This window comes from Vibrio rhodolitus, assembly GCF_003350325.1.
Classification (GTDB): domain Bacteria; phylum Pseudomonadota; class Gammaproteobacteria; order Enterobacterales; family Vibrionaceae; genus Vibrio; species Vibrio rhodolitus.
The window spans coordinates 1-17,654 of record NZ_QLYZ01000010.1; the positions used below are offsets into that span (position 1 = coordinate 1).

Below are 17,654 nucleotides of genomic sequence, written 5' to 3' on the forward strand. Positions count from 1 at the left end.
CTTGGGTTTTGCGTCCAATCCATTTTTCCGTGCTTTCTCAGCCAAGTTAAAACAGTTGAGCGACCTTGGATACCATAAATGGCTTGTGCTTGCTTGTAGGTCATTTCTCCTTTTTCTACGGCATCAACGACCTGCAATTTAAAGCCTAGTGTGTAATCACGCTGAGTGCGCTTAATGTAGAGTTTATTTGAAGTGGTCATAATTCGTCCTCAATGTGTAAACACATTTCAGGACGGGACAAACCCTATGAAAAAGCCAGCAAGTAAGCTGGCTTTTTTATCTCTAGAGTTTAGCTTATCCGTATTCCGTATTCCGTATTCCGTATTCCGTATTCCGTATTCCGTATTCCGTATTCCGTATTCCGTATTCCGTATTCCGTATTCCGCTAATCAAGCATGGCGTTTTGATTGTGCTGAAAGTCATCTATATTGCGAAAACAGCGCTGGGTATAGCGAGCGGAGTAGAATTTATCTGCCATTAAGGTTTCGAAAAAGCGGTGCTTTTCTTCTACTTCGAAGTGGATATCTTCAATGCCTAATCCCTGCCAGCGTTCTAGTAGCGAGTGGTGGATCAAAAATGTCGAGCGGTGCTTTTTAAGTGCGATACAAATGAGCAGCCGCTGCTCGCAGACAACGTCGCTCAAACGCGTTTCAATGCGTTGTGGTGTCAGCGCTTTATGAAACGAAAGCGCGCTGTAATGGTGATGCAGATGACCTGCTGCGTCTGTCACCTCGGCTTGGCTGCGCGTGATGCCAAGACGCTCGCTGAAATACAGTTCATCGGCGAGCTCATTGGCAATCAATAAACTCTTACTGCCCCAACAAAATGAAATGTTTGGCATGCGCAGGGGAATACCGCCCGTGCGTCGGTTGATTGCCTCGCGTTTGTCCTGCCCCTCAGGTTTAAAGCGCATTAACTCATCACCGAAGTAGAGTTGTGGGTGATATTTTGTATCCACAATCGGCTGCCAGGTAAAGTCGTACTCGTTTAACCACGCATCATCATCACCCCCTTCATCGGCATAAACGTCGCCAAAGGTGATAAGTTGCAATGGTAGGTATTCGCTAAGAATGCTTTGCTTATCGCTCATAATCTTTTCCTTGCCGCGTTATAGGGTTTTAATGTGACGGGACATATGCTGTTTATACCCTTGCCAATACTCATCCCATTCGTCGCTGAGATCATCCAACTCGATTTCTTGTCGGTCGGCAAAAGACAAGTTGCCATCATGCAGCACGCTTTCGAAGAAAAGCTCTTCAAGCAATGTGGTTTGCAGCTTGCTGTTGTGCGTGGTGTGGCGGCGCAGTGCTTTAAACCATCCTAATTTGCTCGGTGTGGGCTCACAGCAGAAAAGCTGTACCCAACGAACCTGTTGCTCCAAGGTCGGCGCGGTAAGGATTTGCGGCAAGATTTTGGGTGCAAATCGGCTATAGCACTCTGGTGGTAAATCAAACTGGCTAACGTCGATCAAAGCCTCTATTTGGCTGTGATATTGGTGAAAGTCCAATTCGCCATCAATAAAACGCTTGGCAGCCGTTGTGAGTAATTCATGCTCACTCGCTTGATTACTGCGAGCCACCGAATGCATGATTTCACCCAAAACGATATCACGATAGCTAGAGAGCGGCGTAGTAAGTGTTGGGTGGAGGCGATGCACATTGAGGTAGAACTCATCTCGCTGTCTGGGTTTGAGTTTACTGATAGCCTCATTCCAGCGCTCACGCTCGTCTTGGTCTAATTCTGCATAACGGTTGATCAAGGCTGTCAGTTCGCCTACATCATATTGCACGGCAAGCGCGATGTGGTATGCGCATTGATCAATGTAAGAGATGCCGAGATCAAACAGCTGCATAAAAAAGGCATTTTGCTGCGCAGGGCTGGCGAAGTAGCCCATGCTGCGACGATAAAAGTTCGCCATACTCGCAATCGTTGCCTGCGGAGCCAAGGCCATGCAAAGGTTGATAACGCGTTTGGCAAAGTCATCCTGATTGACTTTATACAGCCAATAACAGGTTGCCAAGAGAGGGCGGAAAACATCAACCGAGTTAAACAAGGCGTATTGAGGCTGGGTAGCACCTAACTTCGCCTGATTCTGATGGTAAGAATCGCGGTGCAAACTGGTCTCTAACTCAGCCAGAAGCGCTGGTAAGCAGTCGCTTTGCCCATCAATTAGCCACGTTTGCAGTAATGGGGACGATTGGCTGCTGTGCTGCTCAAACTGGATAAAAACATCACGATGTAAGCCATAGCTTACCCACTTCAATAGTGCTTCTGTATAGTGATCAAAGCGCTGTGCATAGCGATCAAAGTTGAGTAACACCGCACCGATTAGGCGGCAAAGAGTTTGCTCTTCCTCATCTTCGCGTTGCCACAATTGGTAATTAAACGCATGACGATTTGAAGAGAATACTTGCTCAATCTCTTGATATTCTTGGTGATCACATAAGTAGTAGTTGTCGAGTGAATCAATGATCTCGTCGATTTTCTGTTTGGTTCTGGCACAGATATCATTTTCTTCGGCTTCGCACGGCAAGCAGTAGCGCGTTTCAAATTCAAATACGCTCATGCACGCACTATCTGCGTTAGTTGTCATGGTTGCTTGCAGCGATTCTGGCAGATCTTGCTGGTCAAACAGATGATAGAAAATATCTACCACGCGAATAAAACGTTGTTGATTTACGTGGTTTTGTCTATCCGCCAACAGTACATCATAAAGCGGGCGTAAAATGTCGCCTAAGTACGGCAGAATCTCTTGTTGGCTCGGGATGCTATCGTAATGACAGCAGCGCAGTATATGCCGATAAAAAGGCGCACAATAACGCTTAGCGTGCAACAAAATGAGGACCGAATCGAGATCAAGTAGGCTTTCACTTAATGACGTGTGATTTTGATATTCGCCAGTTAATACGTAGTGCCACAAATCCTCACCACGCGGCAGGCGACCTATAAATGGGTAGAGTTGTTGCAGCGGCTCTTCAAGCGCCTTTTCACCATCAGTAAAGGCGTTGGTGTTTTGTTGTTGCTCGTCCATATCGTCAGCACGGTCGGCTTCAATATATTCGTCGACACCTTGCCAATGGCGTGTGTCGCAATAGTCGTTAATCAGCACACTTTCTTCTGCCGCGAGCAACGTCATTAACTGTTTGATGTTCCATCGATAAGTACTGTTGATTTCGCCAAGCGGGTTATGGCGAAAAACCGATACTTTTACTGAGTAGTTTTGCTCCTCAAGCGCATCACTTAGTTCAAAAGCAAAAAAATTGGCATTGAAGTGATTACAAAATAGGTAGCCAAAGCTGACGTTTTCGCTAAGTTCATGCCAAGGCGAAATTTCCACATTGTTTTTTTCAATGGCTTTTTGCAGCGCTTTATTTCTAGTGCTTTGTGGTGCGTCACTGTAGAGCAACACTAAGCAAGGATCATCATAACTGCCAAACTGGTTAAGCGCGGTTTGCACTGCCTCAGGGATGGAGGACAGAGTCGATGGATTGAGTGAATCTAGCATTAACTGGCTCGTTCTGGTATCGGTGATGTATCGATTATAACGTTGTCTTCTTGCGCGCATTTTGACACTAAGTAACTAAAATTAAAACAAATCCACTTTTCTTACCGCTAAGGTTGAACCCCAATAACAACTCGAATGCTTCCCTATGGTTTGAGTTAGCTCTCATGCCATGATGCTTTGCTCGCATCTATCCACTATCTTTGTAAAAATGCTCTTAACGGATTGGAGCAGATACAACAAATCAAATAGGAAGACGTATGGCGTTATGGTTATACCTAAAGCGAAAGTTACATGCGACGCTGTTTGACCTTAGCGGTCGTAATTTGCTGCTACTTAGCGTTGCGTACATCGTTATCGCTTGGCTGTTACTCAAACTTGCCGGTGAAGCAGTACTAACGGATAGTTTCTCCAATTTTGTTTACTACCTAATGGTGACCGCCTCTACGGTGGGTTATGGCGATCATTCTCCGGTAACCGATGCCGGTAAGTGGGTCGTGGTGTTGTTTGTGATACCCGGTGGCTTGGCACTGTTTGCCTCAATATTAGGGCGTATAGCGTCGAATCTTGTCGATTACTGGCGCGCGGGTGTATTAGGGAAGAGAAAAGTGAACACTGAAAATCATATTTTACTGTTAGGCTGGAATGGGCAGCGTACTTTGCATTTGATCCGTATGTTGCAGCATGAAGAGGAGGGTAATCGCCCAATTGTGCTGTGTACTCGCTCTGATATCGAGAACCCACTGCCGGGTGAGATTGGCTTTGTAAAAGTGGGCAGTTATACCGATGCGCAAGAGATGAAAAATGCTCGCATTGACGTGGCAAGTTGCATTGTGGTCGATAACCTTGAAGATGACATCACGCTCTCAGCGGCGCTTTATTGCAGTAACATTAACCCTAAAGCCCATCTAGTGGCGTACTTTAAAGATGAAGCGCTGAGCGCGCTGCTGAGCCAGCATTGCCCAAATGCGGAATGCATTCCTGCGGTCGGGGCGGAGATGATCGCCAAAGCGGCGGTTGATCCTGGTTCAAGTGCTTTGCATCAAGAGCTTCTCGCCTCAACTCGTGGCATGACGCAATATTCGACGTACTACCCACAAGAGAGACAAGCTATCTCGGTAGAGAGCGTGTTTCTATTTATGAAAAAGCATCATCAAGCAACCTTGATCGCAATTGAAGGCGAGCAAGGCATTGAGTTAAACCCAGAGTTAGACACTTTGATAATGCCGAGTATGAAGCTGTTCTACATTGCTGACGAGCGCATTGAGCAATTTGATTGGGGTAAGGTTGCGTCCTGAATTTTTACCTAGTGCGTGGTTTCTTTTGGGTTTCTGGCGCTCTGTAAATTAGTAAGCTGAGTAAAAATTGTTATTCATGATAGCCGTAGTCAGGAGTCTTGCCTTTTAGTGCTTTTGCCACAAAAAAAGGCTTCACCGTGGTGAAGCCTTCCGCATCTATATTTTTAGCTCAAGCGTAAAGCTTACTCGCCAGCTTCCACTAGCTGCATGCCGCGCATGGTTAAACCACACAGCATGGTTGGCATTGCGTTGAAGATCTCTTCAAACTGTTCTAAGCCTTCAATACCTTGCTCTGCAAGTGTCGCGATAGAAGTTTCTGGATCGTACAGCATAGTCAGAGACAGTAATACGCCACCTAAAAGTGCGTTATCTTGGCTATCTTCTGGCATGATGGCTTCCCAATCATCGCGAGAAAGCTGCCAACCTTGTAGTAAACCTTCACAAAAATCACGTGCTTGCTCGGTTACGATCTCCTCTTCATCTAACGCGCAACCTTCCGGCCATTGCCATTGGTTACTCATCAGTGCTGGGCGGTATTGGTTCCACAGTGCAATCACTTGCTCAATGTAGCACTCAAGTTGCTCGCCATCGCTGAATGGCGCGACTTCTTCACCGCCCCATAGGAACGGAAGCCACTCATGCGGATCAAGTGTGTGTGGCGCGGCTGCCATTGCGGTAACAAAACCGTGCGTCTTCGCTTCGTTGATAAGTTTACCGTTAAGTTCAGGCTGAGATAGGATTTCTTGTAGAGTCAAAATCAATACCGATTAAGTAAATAAATTCAGATGGAGCTATAGTAACAGCCCATAGTTAACAAAAATAGCTTACTACTGGAACTAATCTTTAACTGAGCCGATTAATTTAGTGTTAACCCGCACCCAAGGGATAACTTAGCAGCAGATATTGATGTTTTTGTTGTTTAGTCATGAACTGAGTCTACTAAAATGAATATCAATCCTGTTACTTGAAGTAATTTGGGTATAGTACCTATAATTTTGTATAAACATCAAAAATTCAGTTGGTTATGGTCAAGCGTTCATCTTTAAAGCGACAGAGCATTTATGCACTCGCAATCTATTTAGCTTTCGCCATCGCGGTTGTCGGGGCAGTGAGCTATTTTGTGGTTGAGCCACCGATTCGAGATCAACTGATCCGCAACCTCGACTCGCGCTCACAAATCATCTCCAGTGAAATTGAATCCTCTCTTGAAAGCCCCCTTGGCATTTTGCAAAGTGTGGTAAGCGTGGGCAATACCGGCAAATCGCCAGAGCTACAGGCTGAAATTCTACGCAGTATGTTCAGTGTGATTGATGGCGTGGCAGTCAGTGGCGGCTTGTGGCCAAAACCAGACCTTTCGCAACCCGAGCAGCCTTATAAGAGCCAGTTTTTTAATCGTGCCAGAGATGGCAAGGTAGACCGCATTTATTCGTGGGATAACCCGCTCACCGGCGGCTATGACAGTGAAGCTTGGTATAGCGAGGTGATTAATAAGCCGCAGGGCAGCGTCTCTTGGTCATCGGTTTATATTGACCCATTTACTCATGTCCAGATGATCACTGCTTCTTCGCCTTATTTTGTTGATGGTGAGTTTGCAGGCGTTGCGACTATCGATCTTTCGCTTGAGGGCTTGGTTGAGTTTGTGAAGCGCCATGCAGAGCAGCATGAACTTGGGATACTTATTCGAGATCGCAATAACGAAGTGGTTATCGAGTACAACTTTAAAATTGTCGAAGATATTTATATTAGCGAGCAGACCTTTGGCGATTTTGGCTGGACGATTGATGTGGTTAACGCCAATCGGCTGGTGGCAGAGCAAGCTTATGACATGGTCACCAAGGTTGAGATGGGCATCATGCCGATGATGCTATTTTGCGTGCTGATCGGCTATGTGTTGATCAATCGCTTTTTGATTGAGCCAATCAGTAAAATTGCCCGTGAAGTGGATGATTCGAAACGCGGTGGGATCATTGATATTGATTACCACAGTAACGACGAAATCAAACACCTAATTGATGTATTTAATCAAAAGACGGTGTTCCTTGAGCAAGAAAAGAAAAAAGCACTGGCTTCAACTCGCGCCAAAAGTGCCTTCCTTGCCACCATCTCCCATGAAATTCGCACCCCAATGAATGGGGTGTTAGGCACGGCACAGATCTTACTCAAGACGGACTTAAACCACGAGCAGCGTAAGCATCTTAAAACTCTGTATGATTCTGGCGATCATATGATGATGTTGCTTAACGAGATCTTAGACTTCTCTAAGATAGAGCAAGGTCATTTAGAGTTGGAGAAAGCCCCGTTTCCACTCCAATCAATTATTGGCAGTATCAACAGTGTTTACCACACCCTGTGCGCAGAGAAAGGGTTGCGTTTTGAGATCAAGAGTGAGGTAAATAAGCTGCGGTGGTACACCTCTGATAAAGCCCGCCTGCGCCAAATACTGTTTAACCTACTTAACAATGCAGTGAAGTTCACCTCACAAGGGTTTGTTGAAATCAGCTTTGCAGAAGTTGAGATGAATGGCAGGAACTTTCTCAACATTAAAGTGGTGGATTCTGGGGTGGGCATTGATGCGTCCGCGTTGGAAAAAATATTCAAACCGTTTGTGCAAGCCGAGTCTTCCACCACACGCCGATTTGGAGGTACTGGGCTTGGATTGGCGATCGTTAAACAAATTAGCGAGCTAATGAACGGCGATGTCAGCGTACAAAGCCAACTGGGGCAGGGGACGACCTTTGATGTGCTGCTTGATATGGAAGTGTGCCAGCCTGAAAAAGTAGAAAGCCACGAGCATAAAAAGCTTAACTACAATGGGCTAAAAGCGTTGATTGTGGAAGACAACCGCACCAATACCATCATTATTAAGAGCTTTATGTCAGCCAAAGGTTTTGAGTGCCACTGCGTTGGTGACGGTGAGCAAGCCGTAGAGGCAGTGCAAAGCAGCCAGTTTGACTTGATCATGATGGACAACCACATGCCACGTAAAGATGGCATCACGGCTACCCAAGAGATACGCGCACTCAATTTGCCGACCGCGAACATTCTTATCTTTGGTTGTACAGCCGATCTGTTTAAAGAGACACAAGAGCGCATGCTCGCCGCTGGTGTAGATACTATTGTCTCCAAACCAATTGATGAGAAAGAGCTCGACGATATGCTTTACCGCTATTCAGATAAGCTCTATCAGTACAAATCACTGCATGAATGCCAATCTACAGCACCATTTAACGCTGAGGAACAACTGGTTTCACTCTATATTGCTGTGGAAGACCGCAAGCAAGATGAGGCGCAAGAAATTCTCTCTACCATCTTTACTCACTTTAATAGTGATGAAAAAAGCGATGCCGGAGCGCTTATTGCGCCTTTGGTGAAACGCAAGCAACTACCCTCTCAGCAAGACCTTGATGTACTGACAGTTCTATTAAAAGACGCTTAGTATATTGAGTGTTTTATAAACACCACATTATCTAATAAACAGCTAAAGTTACTCTAGTGACTTTAGCTGCTTTTTGTTCTAAAAACAGTGATTTATCCACTTCGCAATGTTAAATATGGAATCTAATTCTAATGATTTAGTGTTCTAATGGCGCCAATTACTAGTTATTTAAATAAAGCTAGATATTGATGTTGTTAATTTGTTGTTTCAGCAGAATTATATGTTGAGGTGGTAATGAAATTGCTTGGTTCATTCAGTATTCGAAATGCATTAGCAGACACTTTTGCTATGGTCGTGTTTTGTTTTGTTACTGGCATGATTATAGAGATATTTATTTCAGGCATGACGTTTGAGCAGTCTTTAGCGTCACGTACCTTATCGATCCCGGTAAACATCGCGATAGCCTGGCCCTATGGGATGTTCCGTGACTTTATGTTGCGCACGGGCAGCCGAATTTCGCCATCGAACTTAATGAAGAACATCTCTGATTTGAGCGCATACGTATTGTTCCAATCACCGGTCTATGCCTGCATTTTGCTGGTGGTAGGCGCGAACCTTGAACAGATCGCCACGGCTGTTGCTTCTAACGCAGTTGTTTCATGCGTGATGGGTGTGCTTTACGGGCACTTCTTAGATACTTGCCGCCGCTGGTTTAAAGTACCGGGCTACTATGTTCAAGAAGTGGTTCAGGAAGTAGTGCAAGACGTTGTACAAGAAGTCTTAGTGGATAAACCTGCAGCAGATTAGCCACAACGTAACCAATCAAACATAGTTGGCGGGATTTTTTAGGCTTTGCTCTTGACCTAACCTCCTAGAATCATTAAATTAGCGCCTCGTTAGCGAATAACGCTAACCACAATTTGATTCGGTGAGTTGTCCGAGTGGCTGAAGGAGCACGCCTGGAAAGTGTGTATACGGCAACGTATCGAGAGTTCGAATCTCTCACTCACCGCCACATTCTAAGCCCCAGCAGAAATGCTGGGGCTTTTTCGTTTTTGAGCTCTTGGTTCTATCGTCAATGCGACAATATAGGCGACAATGCAAAGCAAAAAGGTACGAAACGTCAGGGCTAAATTAGCTCGACAGTGTAATTACCTGACACAGACGAAAACGGGTGCTTATACCTTTAGGTGGAATATCTTAACTAATGGAAAGCTCCATCAACCTAGAGTTAGTTTGATAACAAGATATTATCTTGAAGCGGCTGGTATCGCTTCTGAGTTAGCTCGTGCCATTCTCGAAACACCTACACCAACAATCGACCAAGTAAAATCAATCTATGCTCAGTTTCTTGAAACTAAGGTAGGTATTTGTAATGCGCTTAATAGAAGTTGATATGAATAGTCTATTAATTGATTTGGCAGTAAAAAGCCAAAGAGAGTAATTAAGCGTATGGAGCTCATTTCTGACTTGTGTGGATACAGCGTCGCTGTCACCATGAACTTGCTATCTGGGAGTATCCTCTGAGGGATAGAGATAGGCTTGCTTATAAAATGTTTCGCCGGTTAAAGCACTTTTACCTACCGATAATACGTTCGCATAAAAAGCGGAAAGGGCTTATATTTGTGTACTAACCCACTGATCAGTGAGCATATTGATAGCAGTCTGGTCACCAACTAAACATATTTGAAGTTTCTGAATCTTTAACTATTGCCCTAGGAAAATTGCCTGGTATGATTGCCTCGTAATTTAAACAGGGTTTACAGATATGACAAAAGACGAAGTTTTGGTGATCGATTTATTCGCGGGTCCAGGAGGCTTGGGAGAAGGTATATCATCCGTTGAAACTTCAGAAGGTTTCTCTCCTTTTAAAATCGGTGTATCTGTCGAAAAAGAACCTTGTGCTCATAAGACATTAACTACTCGTGCATTCTTCAGGAAAATTAAGAATAAAGAGGGTGGACTGGATGATTACTATTCCTATGTAAGAGGTGAACTTGATAGGAAAGGGTTGTTTGCAAGGCATCCTACTGAATCAGAAGAAGCGATTAGAGAGACGCTAGAAAAGCCTACCGCTTTAGGAGAAGACAACAATATTATTCACGAACGAATAAAGTCACTGATTTCTGTCCATAATGGTCCTAAAGTAGTCATTGGTGGTCCTCCATGTCAAGCATACTCCCTTGCTGGGCGCTCACGCAATGCAGGTAAAAAAGATTACAAAGCCGAGAATGACAATCGGCATTTCCTCTATTTGGAATATCTGAAGGTGCTTGCTATTGCTCAGCCGGAAGTTTTTGTGATGGAAAATGTGAGAGGAATCCTGTCTGCTAAGGTTAATGGTAAGGTTATGTTCCCTTCTATTCTTAAAGACTTAAGAAATCCCGGCAAAGTAACTAAGGAAAGGCACACTAAGGGTTACAAAATCTATTCTTTGGTTGTAAAACCTGAAAACCCGAACAATCCACAATATCCTGATTCTTCGGATTTTCTGATTCGCTGTGAAAATTACGGTGTACCGCAAGCTCGCCACAGAGTGATCCTTCTTGGTGTTAGGGAAGATATAGATGCAACTCCGGGCACTCTTTGTGAGTCAGATAAAACAAGCCTCGGTGTGAAAAATATTTTGGACGATCTCCCTGAACTGAGAAGTGGTTTTTCTAAAAAGCCCGATTCGCCTGTACACTGGGGGGAGACAATTAGCACACATGCAGAGCAGCTCAGAAATATCTTGATCAGCGTAGGTTATACGAGCGAGCAGGTTGAAAGCCTAGATCTTGCTCCTTATCCCGGTCTGCAACGAAAAAGTACCGAGCACAGGGATATTCGTTTTTCCAGAATTTCTGAACCACTAAAGAGCTGGCTACTGGATAAAAATCTGAATTGTGTACTGAACCATGAAACACGTGGGCATATGGAATCAGATCTACTGCGTTATGCTTTCTGTGCAGCCTATTCACAGTTAAATAATGGTGTTTCTCCTAAATCCAAAGATTTTCCTGATGAGCTTGCCCCAGAACATGCTAACTGGAAAACAGGTACACACGCAGATAGGTTTCGAGTGCAGTCTTCAAATAAGTGTTCAACTACGATAACGAGCCATATTTCCAAAGATGGTCATTACTTTATCCACTATGATCCAAAACAGTGTAGAAGTTTGACTGTGAGGGAGGCTGCAAGATTACAGACATTTCCGGATAACTACTATTTTGAGGGAAATCGAACTCAGCAATATGTGCAGGTCGGGAATGCTGTGCCGCCATTTTTGGCGCGCCAAGTAGGTAAAATAGTTTTAGAACTCCTATCTGCATAGATGATTACATCTTGGTCTTAGCTTGCGATGCAATTAGGTCGAGTACAAAAATAGCCGAAACGAGTTAATTAGTGTTTTGGCAATTTTAGCACCAGCGCCTCGTTATTTTACAAGGCGCTGAAAATATACACTATAGTTTTAAAGAGGGCTACGCTGTGACATTTTACGTCTGTGTTTTGTCTTTTTAGTATCAGGAAGATCTTTTGTTCGCTCGTCGTTCTTTTGTTTAACGCTCTGTTTTGTAGAAAGACTAAAATTTTCTACTTGGGAAAAAAAATTATCCTCGTTACCAATTTTGTCACTGATAAGCTCTGGGTTGAAATTGACCTGAACTAACATCGGGAATTTTACAGCCTGTCCGCTAATTAAACCTTGCCCACGACCGAAGGACTGTAGAATATTTGCATCCGATTCAGAAAGGTTTTCCATAACAGAACGAACAAAGGACTTGTCTTTAGGGTTGACTAACCTCAAAACTAAAAAAGTATTACACATTGCTAGTGTGGTTTCATCAAGGCGTGAGGGTCTTTGAGATATAATTAATAGTCCGGTTCCAAATTTTCGTCCTTCGGTGATCATCCTACGAATTGTAGGTAGCGAAGGGGTTTCAGATGTTCCTTCATTCCTGCTAGGTATAAAATTGTGCGCTTCTTCAATTACTGCAAGATAAGGAGGGATCGTATTCTGTAATGAAGCTCGGTGTTCAAAAAGATTTTCTAACACGATTGAAGCAATTGTACTCTGCGCTAAATGGTCGAACCCAGAAAGATAAAAAATTGATATTTGATTTGGAGCTACAATTTTTTCCGGACTCGTTATTGGATCCGGCATCGGCTCAAAGTCATAATCGTTTAATAGTTCTCTTAACCGAGCATTGTTTTCTTCCATCCTTTTCAGTTTTGTAATTACATTGCGGATATTTCGTCTAACTGGCCAGACAGATCTTTCGCTAAAACCGGCATCTTTTCTTTTTTCCTCATCTTTACCCCAATTATCGAGTTTTGCTGATACTCGTTCCAAGAAATCGATAGCTGACTCAGCTGATAGGAACTCGTTGTCATAAAGTGCTTTATGATGTATCGGCATCTGTGCATCAGTTAACTTGGTGCCCATTTTTTCAACTAGGGATGCAATGGTGTCTATATTTTCCTCAGAGACCCAGATAGATGGATAAAAAAGTCGAACTTTAGTTCCCTTGAGTAATTCTTTCTGTTTCTCCCAAAGACCTAAGTAATCCCCATGGGGATCCATAATGACAACTGGATAACCATGTTGAGCTGTTTCGCTGATAATTTGTCGAGACGCTACAGTTTTCCCTCCACCAGTCATTGCTAAAATTGCCATATGACGGGCAACAACTTGGGTAGCAGATAGACTCACCTCAACATCATTTCTTCCTATTAAGTTCCCGAGAGCCAGACGTTTTTCATCGGTATTATTGCCGACTAACAGCCTATGAAGCACATTTTGAGGTGGACTATATACGTATCCGGAGGGTTTTACTGGATAAGTTAAGGGAGATATTTCTAAAGTGTCGGATATATCTGCAGCCGTTCTGCCAAGAATCAAAACCTCACCGACTAGATGATCTCGTAATGTTGATAACGGCGTATCTGCTATATCAACGGTTGATTTAACAAGCTCTGTAGCTGCTTCCGATGGGAAAAAGGGGTTAAATCGTTCTATACCAGTAACTCGTCCCCAAACGTAAACAGTTTGCGTATTGCCCTCAATAGTTGTGGGTACTGTCACTTCTGTCGCGACAATATCTCCGACTTTTGCAGCTAATTCTGTGATAACAAACTTGAAACTAGTCACAGAGGTACTACCAACAATCAAGCCGACTCTAGTCCATTTACTCATAATTAAATTCCCGCTTTAGGTCTGAAAAGCCAATCTCTCCCATTGGCTAAAAGAATACGTTTTGCGTAGTGAATATCATCAGGGTTTTTGCTCTTTAATGCTTCTCTTAACATTGCTATGCCATATTGAGATTCTATTCCTTTAGTTAACCATCGGGGAACTTTCGCTTCCTTGTCGACGATGTCTAATCCAACTGGAAAGGAGTATTTGGGTAGTAGCTGAGACATTTTCATTGTGAGTTCACATAAATAAATCTGTTCTTCAGTTGTAGAACTTTCGAAGCATTCCAATCTAACAACATCTGATTCTGCTGATGTTCTCAAAAAAGCGACCATTGGGTTTGGAATTCTTTCGATATTTCCTGCCCACTTTTGAGGCCACTTTCCTCTTCCGCCTTGTCTCTCTACTCGAAACGGCATTATGTATTCTCCGGGCGCCAGCACGACTGAAAATATTAGCGCATCTCCCATTTTGTGCTGTTGTAGAAAGTCGATTCGTGTCTTGAATTCAGCTCTAGCTGTTTTGCTAAGCAGTCCATTTTTGTGGAGATTGTCCAATAATGTATTTACTACAGCCACTGAGCGCTTAGCAGGTCTCTCTACCACACCCGCTACCAGTGTTTTGGATTGGTATAAGCGCTCCAATACGGCTCTATATGCTGATATGAAATGTTTTTTATCAGAATCGTCAGAATTCTTAAACCCAATGGAAATGTCAGAAAACTGGTCTTGACCATCTTTACTGAAGTTTGGGAACCCTGGGGTATATGAAGTACCTTGGCGACCATAGGGAGCCGCTGGATTTATAAGAGGACCATGTACAAATACAGCATTTATGGTTGGATCATTTAATACTACCGATTCTGTTGCAAGAATCTCAACAAGCATTCTTGCTGCGTCGGTTAGTGTTGATGTATCGTCAAAATCATCTTCCATTAACTCTGAGTTAAATAGATCGTCAACAATACACCCTTTGATATCAAACTTTTCTCTTTCTTTATCCTCTAAACTCTTTCCTAACTCGACAGTATAAGAGCCAGCTCGAATACCAATAAGATTTGCCACTGGTAATTGAACTGATGATACGCCTCCATCGATAAAGGACAGTTTTTTTCCCCTTTGACCCTTCCAAAATTCAGCAGAACTAACTTTAACAGTTTTTATCATGTCTGCTTCTAACAAACATTGTCGAAGGACTTTGGATGTGCGGGTTAATATATCCAAAAAATCCATTCCAGTTTCATTCTGTGTCTGATGAATGAGGGCCTCTAAAAAACGACCCGAGAAATCTAACTCGTTAATGCGGGATTCAATAGGATCCATTCGTTAATCCACTAAATAATAAAGACAATTGGCTGGTTTAACTTAAGCATACTTTATGTCACTCGGCAGCTACAAGAGCGGTGTGGCTTTGATAGATAAATCGATAGAACTAAATATAGAAACTATGATCTGATCTGCTACAAACGTTAAGGGTTATGATCAAATACCTTATATATTTGTGAGGCAATCAGTTTAAAGTCGTTTAATAAAGCTATAGTTTGAGTTCTGCGCTGCACTACAGAAAATAGGGTGATTACGATAAGCGATAAGAGCTTATACCATAGTTAAGTGTGTTTTTGTACAGACAACAAAGTAATGATTCAATTAACCTGAGATGTCGCAAAATAACAGAAGTCAAATGTGATGGAGACCATGAACGATGGGAGCATCGATGATGCTGTTCGGGTTAAACGTCCTGCACTGATCGCCTCTCTGCAAAAAAGGGGGCAGAAAGGAACAAGTCTGTCTAAGCAATTCATTTTGAATGCTTCTAAGGACCCAGAAATAGGATTTTTGTTTTAAGAGGTCGTGAATGCAGCGAAACATTACACTTTCATACATAAAATTAGCACTCGTTTAATAATTAACTGTGTCTAGATAGGGTGTATCATAGCCCAACTGTAAGCAACAAAGCAGAACTTAGTGCAAATTACATTTCTTGAACTCCTAAACATTTGTCAATCGAATGATGATTCATATTCGGCATACGGTTGTTCTCAAAAGTGCTAATAATCTCGTAAAAGTGATTTAAAGCAAGGAAGAGTCAGGAAATATTGAGCGTATTGTGAAATCGATCTACCAACTTTATTATTATACAGATAATATTAACGGCATGATTGTTGATATTTTATGTTATTAAGATTTTATGATTTCAAACACAGACATTTTTTACTCTGAGCTCCGGGAACAAACTACTGAATTGGTTTCCGAAGAGTACATAGATTGGGCTCCAAAGGCCGCGCAAATGTTAGCTTTTGGGTCAATCGCGCATGGGCTTCTTGTTGATTCCCAAGTTATTCCGGACTGTGAATTGACGCCATCAATTCAGATTGGAGGACGGAATCGGAAGAGTTTTATATCTGCATTCTATAATGAAGAATTTGAGCGACTAGACGTTGTCACTTCTATTTTTATTGACGAAGTCAAACCTAAAACAGTACCACGAGAAGTAATAAAAAAATCTGCTTATGAGGCTTTGAGAGGTGCTAAATCTCTGCTAGAGAATGATCTCAGTTCTTTATCTGGAGATCTAGCTAATGATTCTCAAATCGAAACGTTACTTAACTACAGAAACAAAATAACTTATATACAGATCTATGTTTTAACTAACGGAAAGTTTACAGATTGGGAAACGACGTTTAATGATGACACATCGGTAGGCTGTGATGTCGATGTCGATGTATACGACATTACGCGGCTCGAAAGGCTACTGGATACAAAGCACTCTAGGGATAATATATTGATCGACTTTGAAGATCAAAAGCTGTTAGGTAGACCGTTAGATTGTCTGGAAATGAAACCCGCAGTTTCTGAATATGGCACCTACTTGGCTATATTTACCGGCGAGTTGTTATTTAATCTATATGAGAAATATGGCGCCCAGCTTTTTGAATTCAATGTTCGATCATTTCTATCCAATAGGGGAAAGATTAATAGAGGAATTCGAGATACGATAAAAAATCAACCCCAAAGGTTTATGGCATATAACAATGGTCTTGTAGCTACAGCTGATGAAATAGAAGTAGCCTCCTTAGATGGTCAGCTCAGGATACATAAAATGAGGGGGTTTCAAATCGTTAATGGCGCTCAAACTACGGCGTCTATACATAGAACCGCGAAACAAGATAAAGCAGATATATCTCAAATTAACGTATCGGTAAAGATAACTAAAGTATCAGAGGACTTATTAGAGGAGATAGTTCCATTAATATCTAAATATGCTAACTCACAGAACAATGTTCAAGTTGCTGATTTGTCGGCTAACCATCGATTTCATATTTGGTTTGAACGTTTGTCGAGAGAAATTTGGGTTCCGGGAGAAAAATCAAAATGGTTTTATGAAAGGGCTCGAGGTTCATATGACGAGGAGTTATTTAAAGAGGGAACAACACCTAAAAAGAAAAAAGAGTTTATTACTATATATCCTAAAAGCCAGAAACTGTCGAAAACAGATTTGGCAAAGATTTATGTTGGCTGGCAAAGAAAACCATTCCAAGTAACCACTGGAGCCCAGAAGAATTTTTCTAAATTTATGCTGGAGATTGATGAAATAACTAGTGGGCAAGGAAAAACCAGTGAGCCTTCAGTTTCTTTCTTTAAGTCAATGATTTCAAAAAGAATAATTCAATCTTCAATCCAGAAAATTTGTCGTAAAGAGCTTTCTGGTCACCGAAGTGAGATAACTAACTACACGTTTTCTTCACTCTCATACCTATATGATGATTGTATTGATTTAGATATGGTCTGGTCACAACAGAAAATTAGTGATGAGATGATAGATTATCTCACAAGTTTGGTATTAGATATTGATGCATTAATTAGAGAATCATCTAATGGTCAAAATATTACAGAGTGGTGCAAAAAAGAAGACTGCTGGGTATATGTTAGTCATAAGCTTGATAATATGAGAAGTCATCAGTTTATATTTCCTGAAAGAAGCGAAGTTGTTAATAATGTCGATATGGAAGTAGGTGAGTCACAAGATTATTTTAAATATAATGAATACACATCTACTCAATGGAAGCGTGCGGCTGGTTGGGCTATGCTTAATAATACTACCACAACGTTATCTGCTCAGGTAACTATGACATTAGCTCAATATGCTGCAAATAACTGGATGAAAACGCCTAGTGACAAGCAACTCAAACATGCAATTCCAGTAATGCTAAAAGCGATGGAGGCTGGGGTTTTTGATGAGAATGGAGATGTCGATGAAAAATAAATTCATGATATCGAGCTTTTTTCGAAAGAGCTAGCTGTT

11 protein-coding genes and 1 tRNA gene are annotated in these 17,654 nt (G+C 42.4%); 6 read left to right on the forward strand and 6 right to left on the reverse strand.

From position 1 onward, the window contains the following. The 3 genes from DPF93_RS10900 to DPF93_RS10915 form a co-directional block, all read right to left on the reverse strand. Positions 1-200 (reverse strand): helix-turn-helix domain-containing protein (locus DPF93_RS10900; protein ID WP_164675337.1); only part of this gene is annotated, 200 nt, incomplete at its 3' end. 185 nt (positions 201-385) lie between these two features. Next, on the reverse strand, positions 386-1,090 hold the full coding sequence (locus tag DPF93_RS21315; protein WP_164675352.1) for a hypothetical protein: 705 nt from the start codon (positions 1,088-1,090) through the stop codon (positions 386-388). Between the two features lie 18 nt (positions 1,091-1,108). Further along, positions 1,109-3,505, reverse strand: a complete 2,397-nt coding sequence (locus DPF93_RS10915; RefSeq protein WP_114766207.1) for a hypothetical protein — start codon at positions 3,503-3,505, stop codon at positions 1,109-1,111. Between the two features lie 257 nt (positions 3,506-3,762). Between DPF93_RS10915 and DPF93_RS10920 the strand changes: the two genes are divergently transcribed. Further along, positions 3,763-4,800 (forward strand): potassium channel family protein, encoded by a 1,038-nt coding sequence (locus tag DPF93_RS10920; RefSeq protein ID WP_114766208.1) that lies wholly within the window; start codon positions 3,763-3,765, stop codon positions 4,798-4,800. A 182-nt stretch (positions 4,801-4,982) separates the two neighbouring features. On the opposite strand, the gene DPF93_RS10925 is transcribed toward DPF93_RS10920, so the two are convergent. Next, on the reverse strand, positions 4,983-5,555 hold the full coding sequence (locus DPF93_RS10925; protein WP_114766209.1) for a UPF0149 family protein: 573 nt from the start codon (positions 5,553-5,555) through the stop codon (positions 4,983-4,985). A gap of 269 nt (positions 5,556-5,824) precedes the next feature. On the opposite strand from DPF93_RS10925, the gene DPF93_RS10930 reads away from it, so the two are divergent. The 4 genes from DPF93_RS10930 to DPF93_RS10950 all read left to right on the forward strand — a co-directional run bounded on the left by DPF93_RS10930 (position 5,825) and on the right by DPF93_RS10950 (position 11,489). Beyond that, on the forward strand, positions 5,825-8,236 hold the full coding sequence (locus DPF93_RS10930) for a hybrid sensor histidine kinase/response regulator (protein ID WP_164675353.1): 2,412 nt from the start codon (positions 5,825-5,827) through the stop codon (positions 8,234-8,236). A gap of 234 nt (positions 8,237-8,470) precedes the next feature. Beyond that, entirely contained in the window at positions 8,471-8,983 is a 513-nt protein-coding gene (locus tag DPF93_RS10935; protein ID WP_114766210.1) for an L-alanine exporter AlaE, read from the forward strand. A 120-nt stretch (positions 8,984-9,103) separates the two neighbouring features. Beyond that, positions 9,104-9,191: transfer RNA gene (locus DPF93_RS10940), tRNA-Ser, on the forward strand. A 753-nt stretch (positions 9,192-9,944) separates the two neighbouring features. Then, a complete protein-coding gene (locus DPF93_RS10950) occupies positions 9,945-11,489 on the forward strand; it encodes a DNA cytosine methyltransferase (protein ID WP_114766212.1) in 1,545 nt (514 codons plus the stop codon). Positions 11,490-11,627: 138 nt separating this feature from the next. Here DPF93_RS10950 and DPF93_RS10955 read toward each other — a convergent pair whose 3' ends face one another. Together DPF93_RS10955 and DPF93_RS10960 are read right to left on the reverse strand one after the other, a co-directional pair. Next, a complete protein-coding gene (locus tag DPF93_RS10955) occupies positions 11,628-13,352 on the reverse strand; it encodes an ATP-binding protein (RefSeq protein ID WP_114766213.1) in 1,725 nt (574 codons plus the stop codon). A 2-nt stretch (positions 13,353-13,354) separates the two neighbouring features. Further along, positions 13,355-14,674 carry a DNA double-strand break repair nuclease NurA gene (locus DPF93_RS10960; protein WP_114766214.1) on the reverse strand — a complete coding sequence of 440 codons (1,320 nt, stop codon included), beginning with the start codon at positions 14,672-14,674 and terminating at the stop codon, positions 13,355-13,357. Positions 14,675-15,638: 964 nt separating this feature from the next. Here DPF93_RS10960 and DPF93_RS10965 point away from each other — a divergent pair. Further along, complete coding sequence (locus tag DPF93_RS10965) at positions 15,639-17,615, forward strand: AIPR family protein (protein ID WP_208638782.1); 1,977 nt, start codon at positions 15,639-15,641, stop codon at positions 17,613-17,615. Positions 17,616-17,654: the final 39 nt, after the last annotated feature.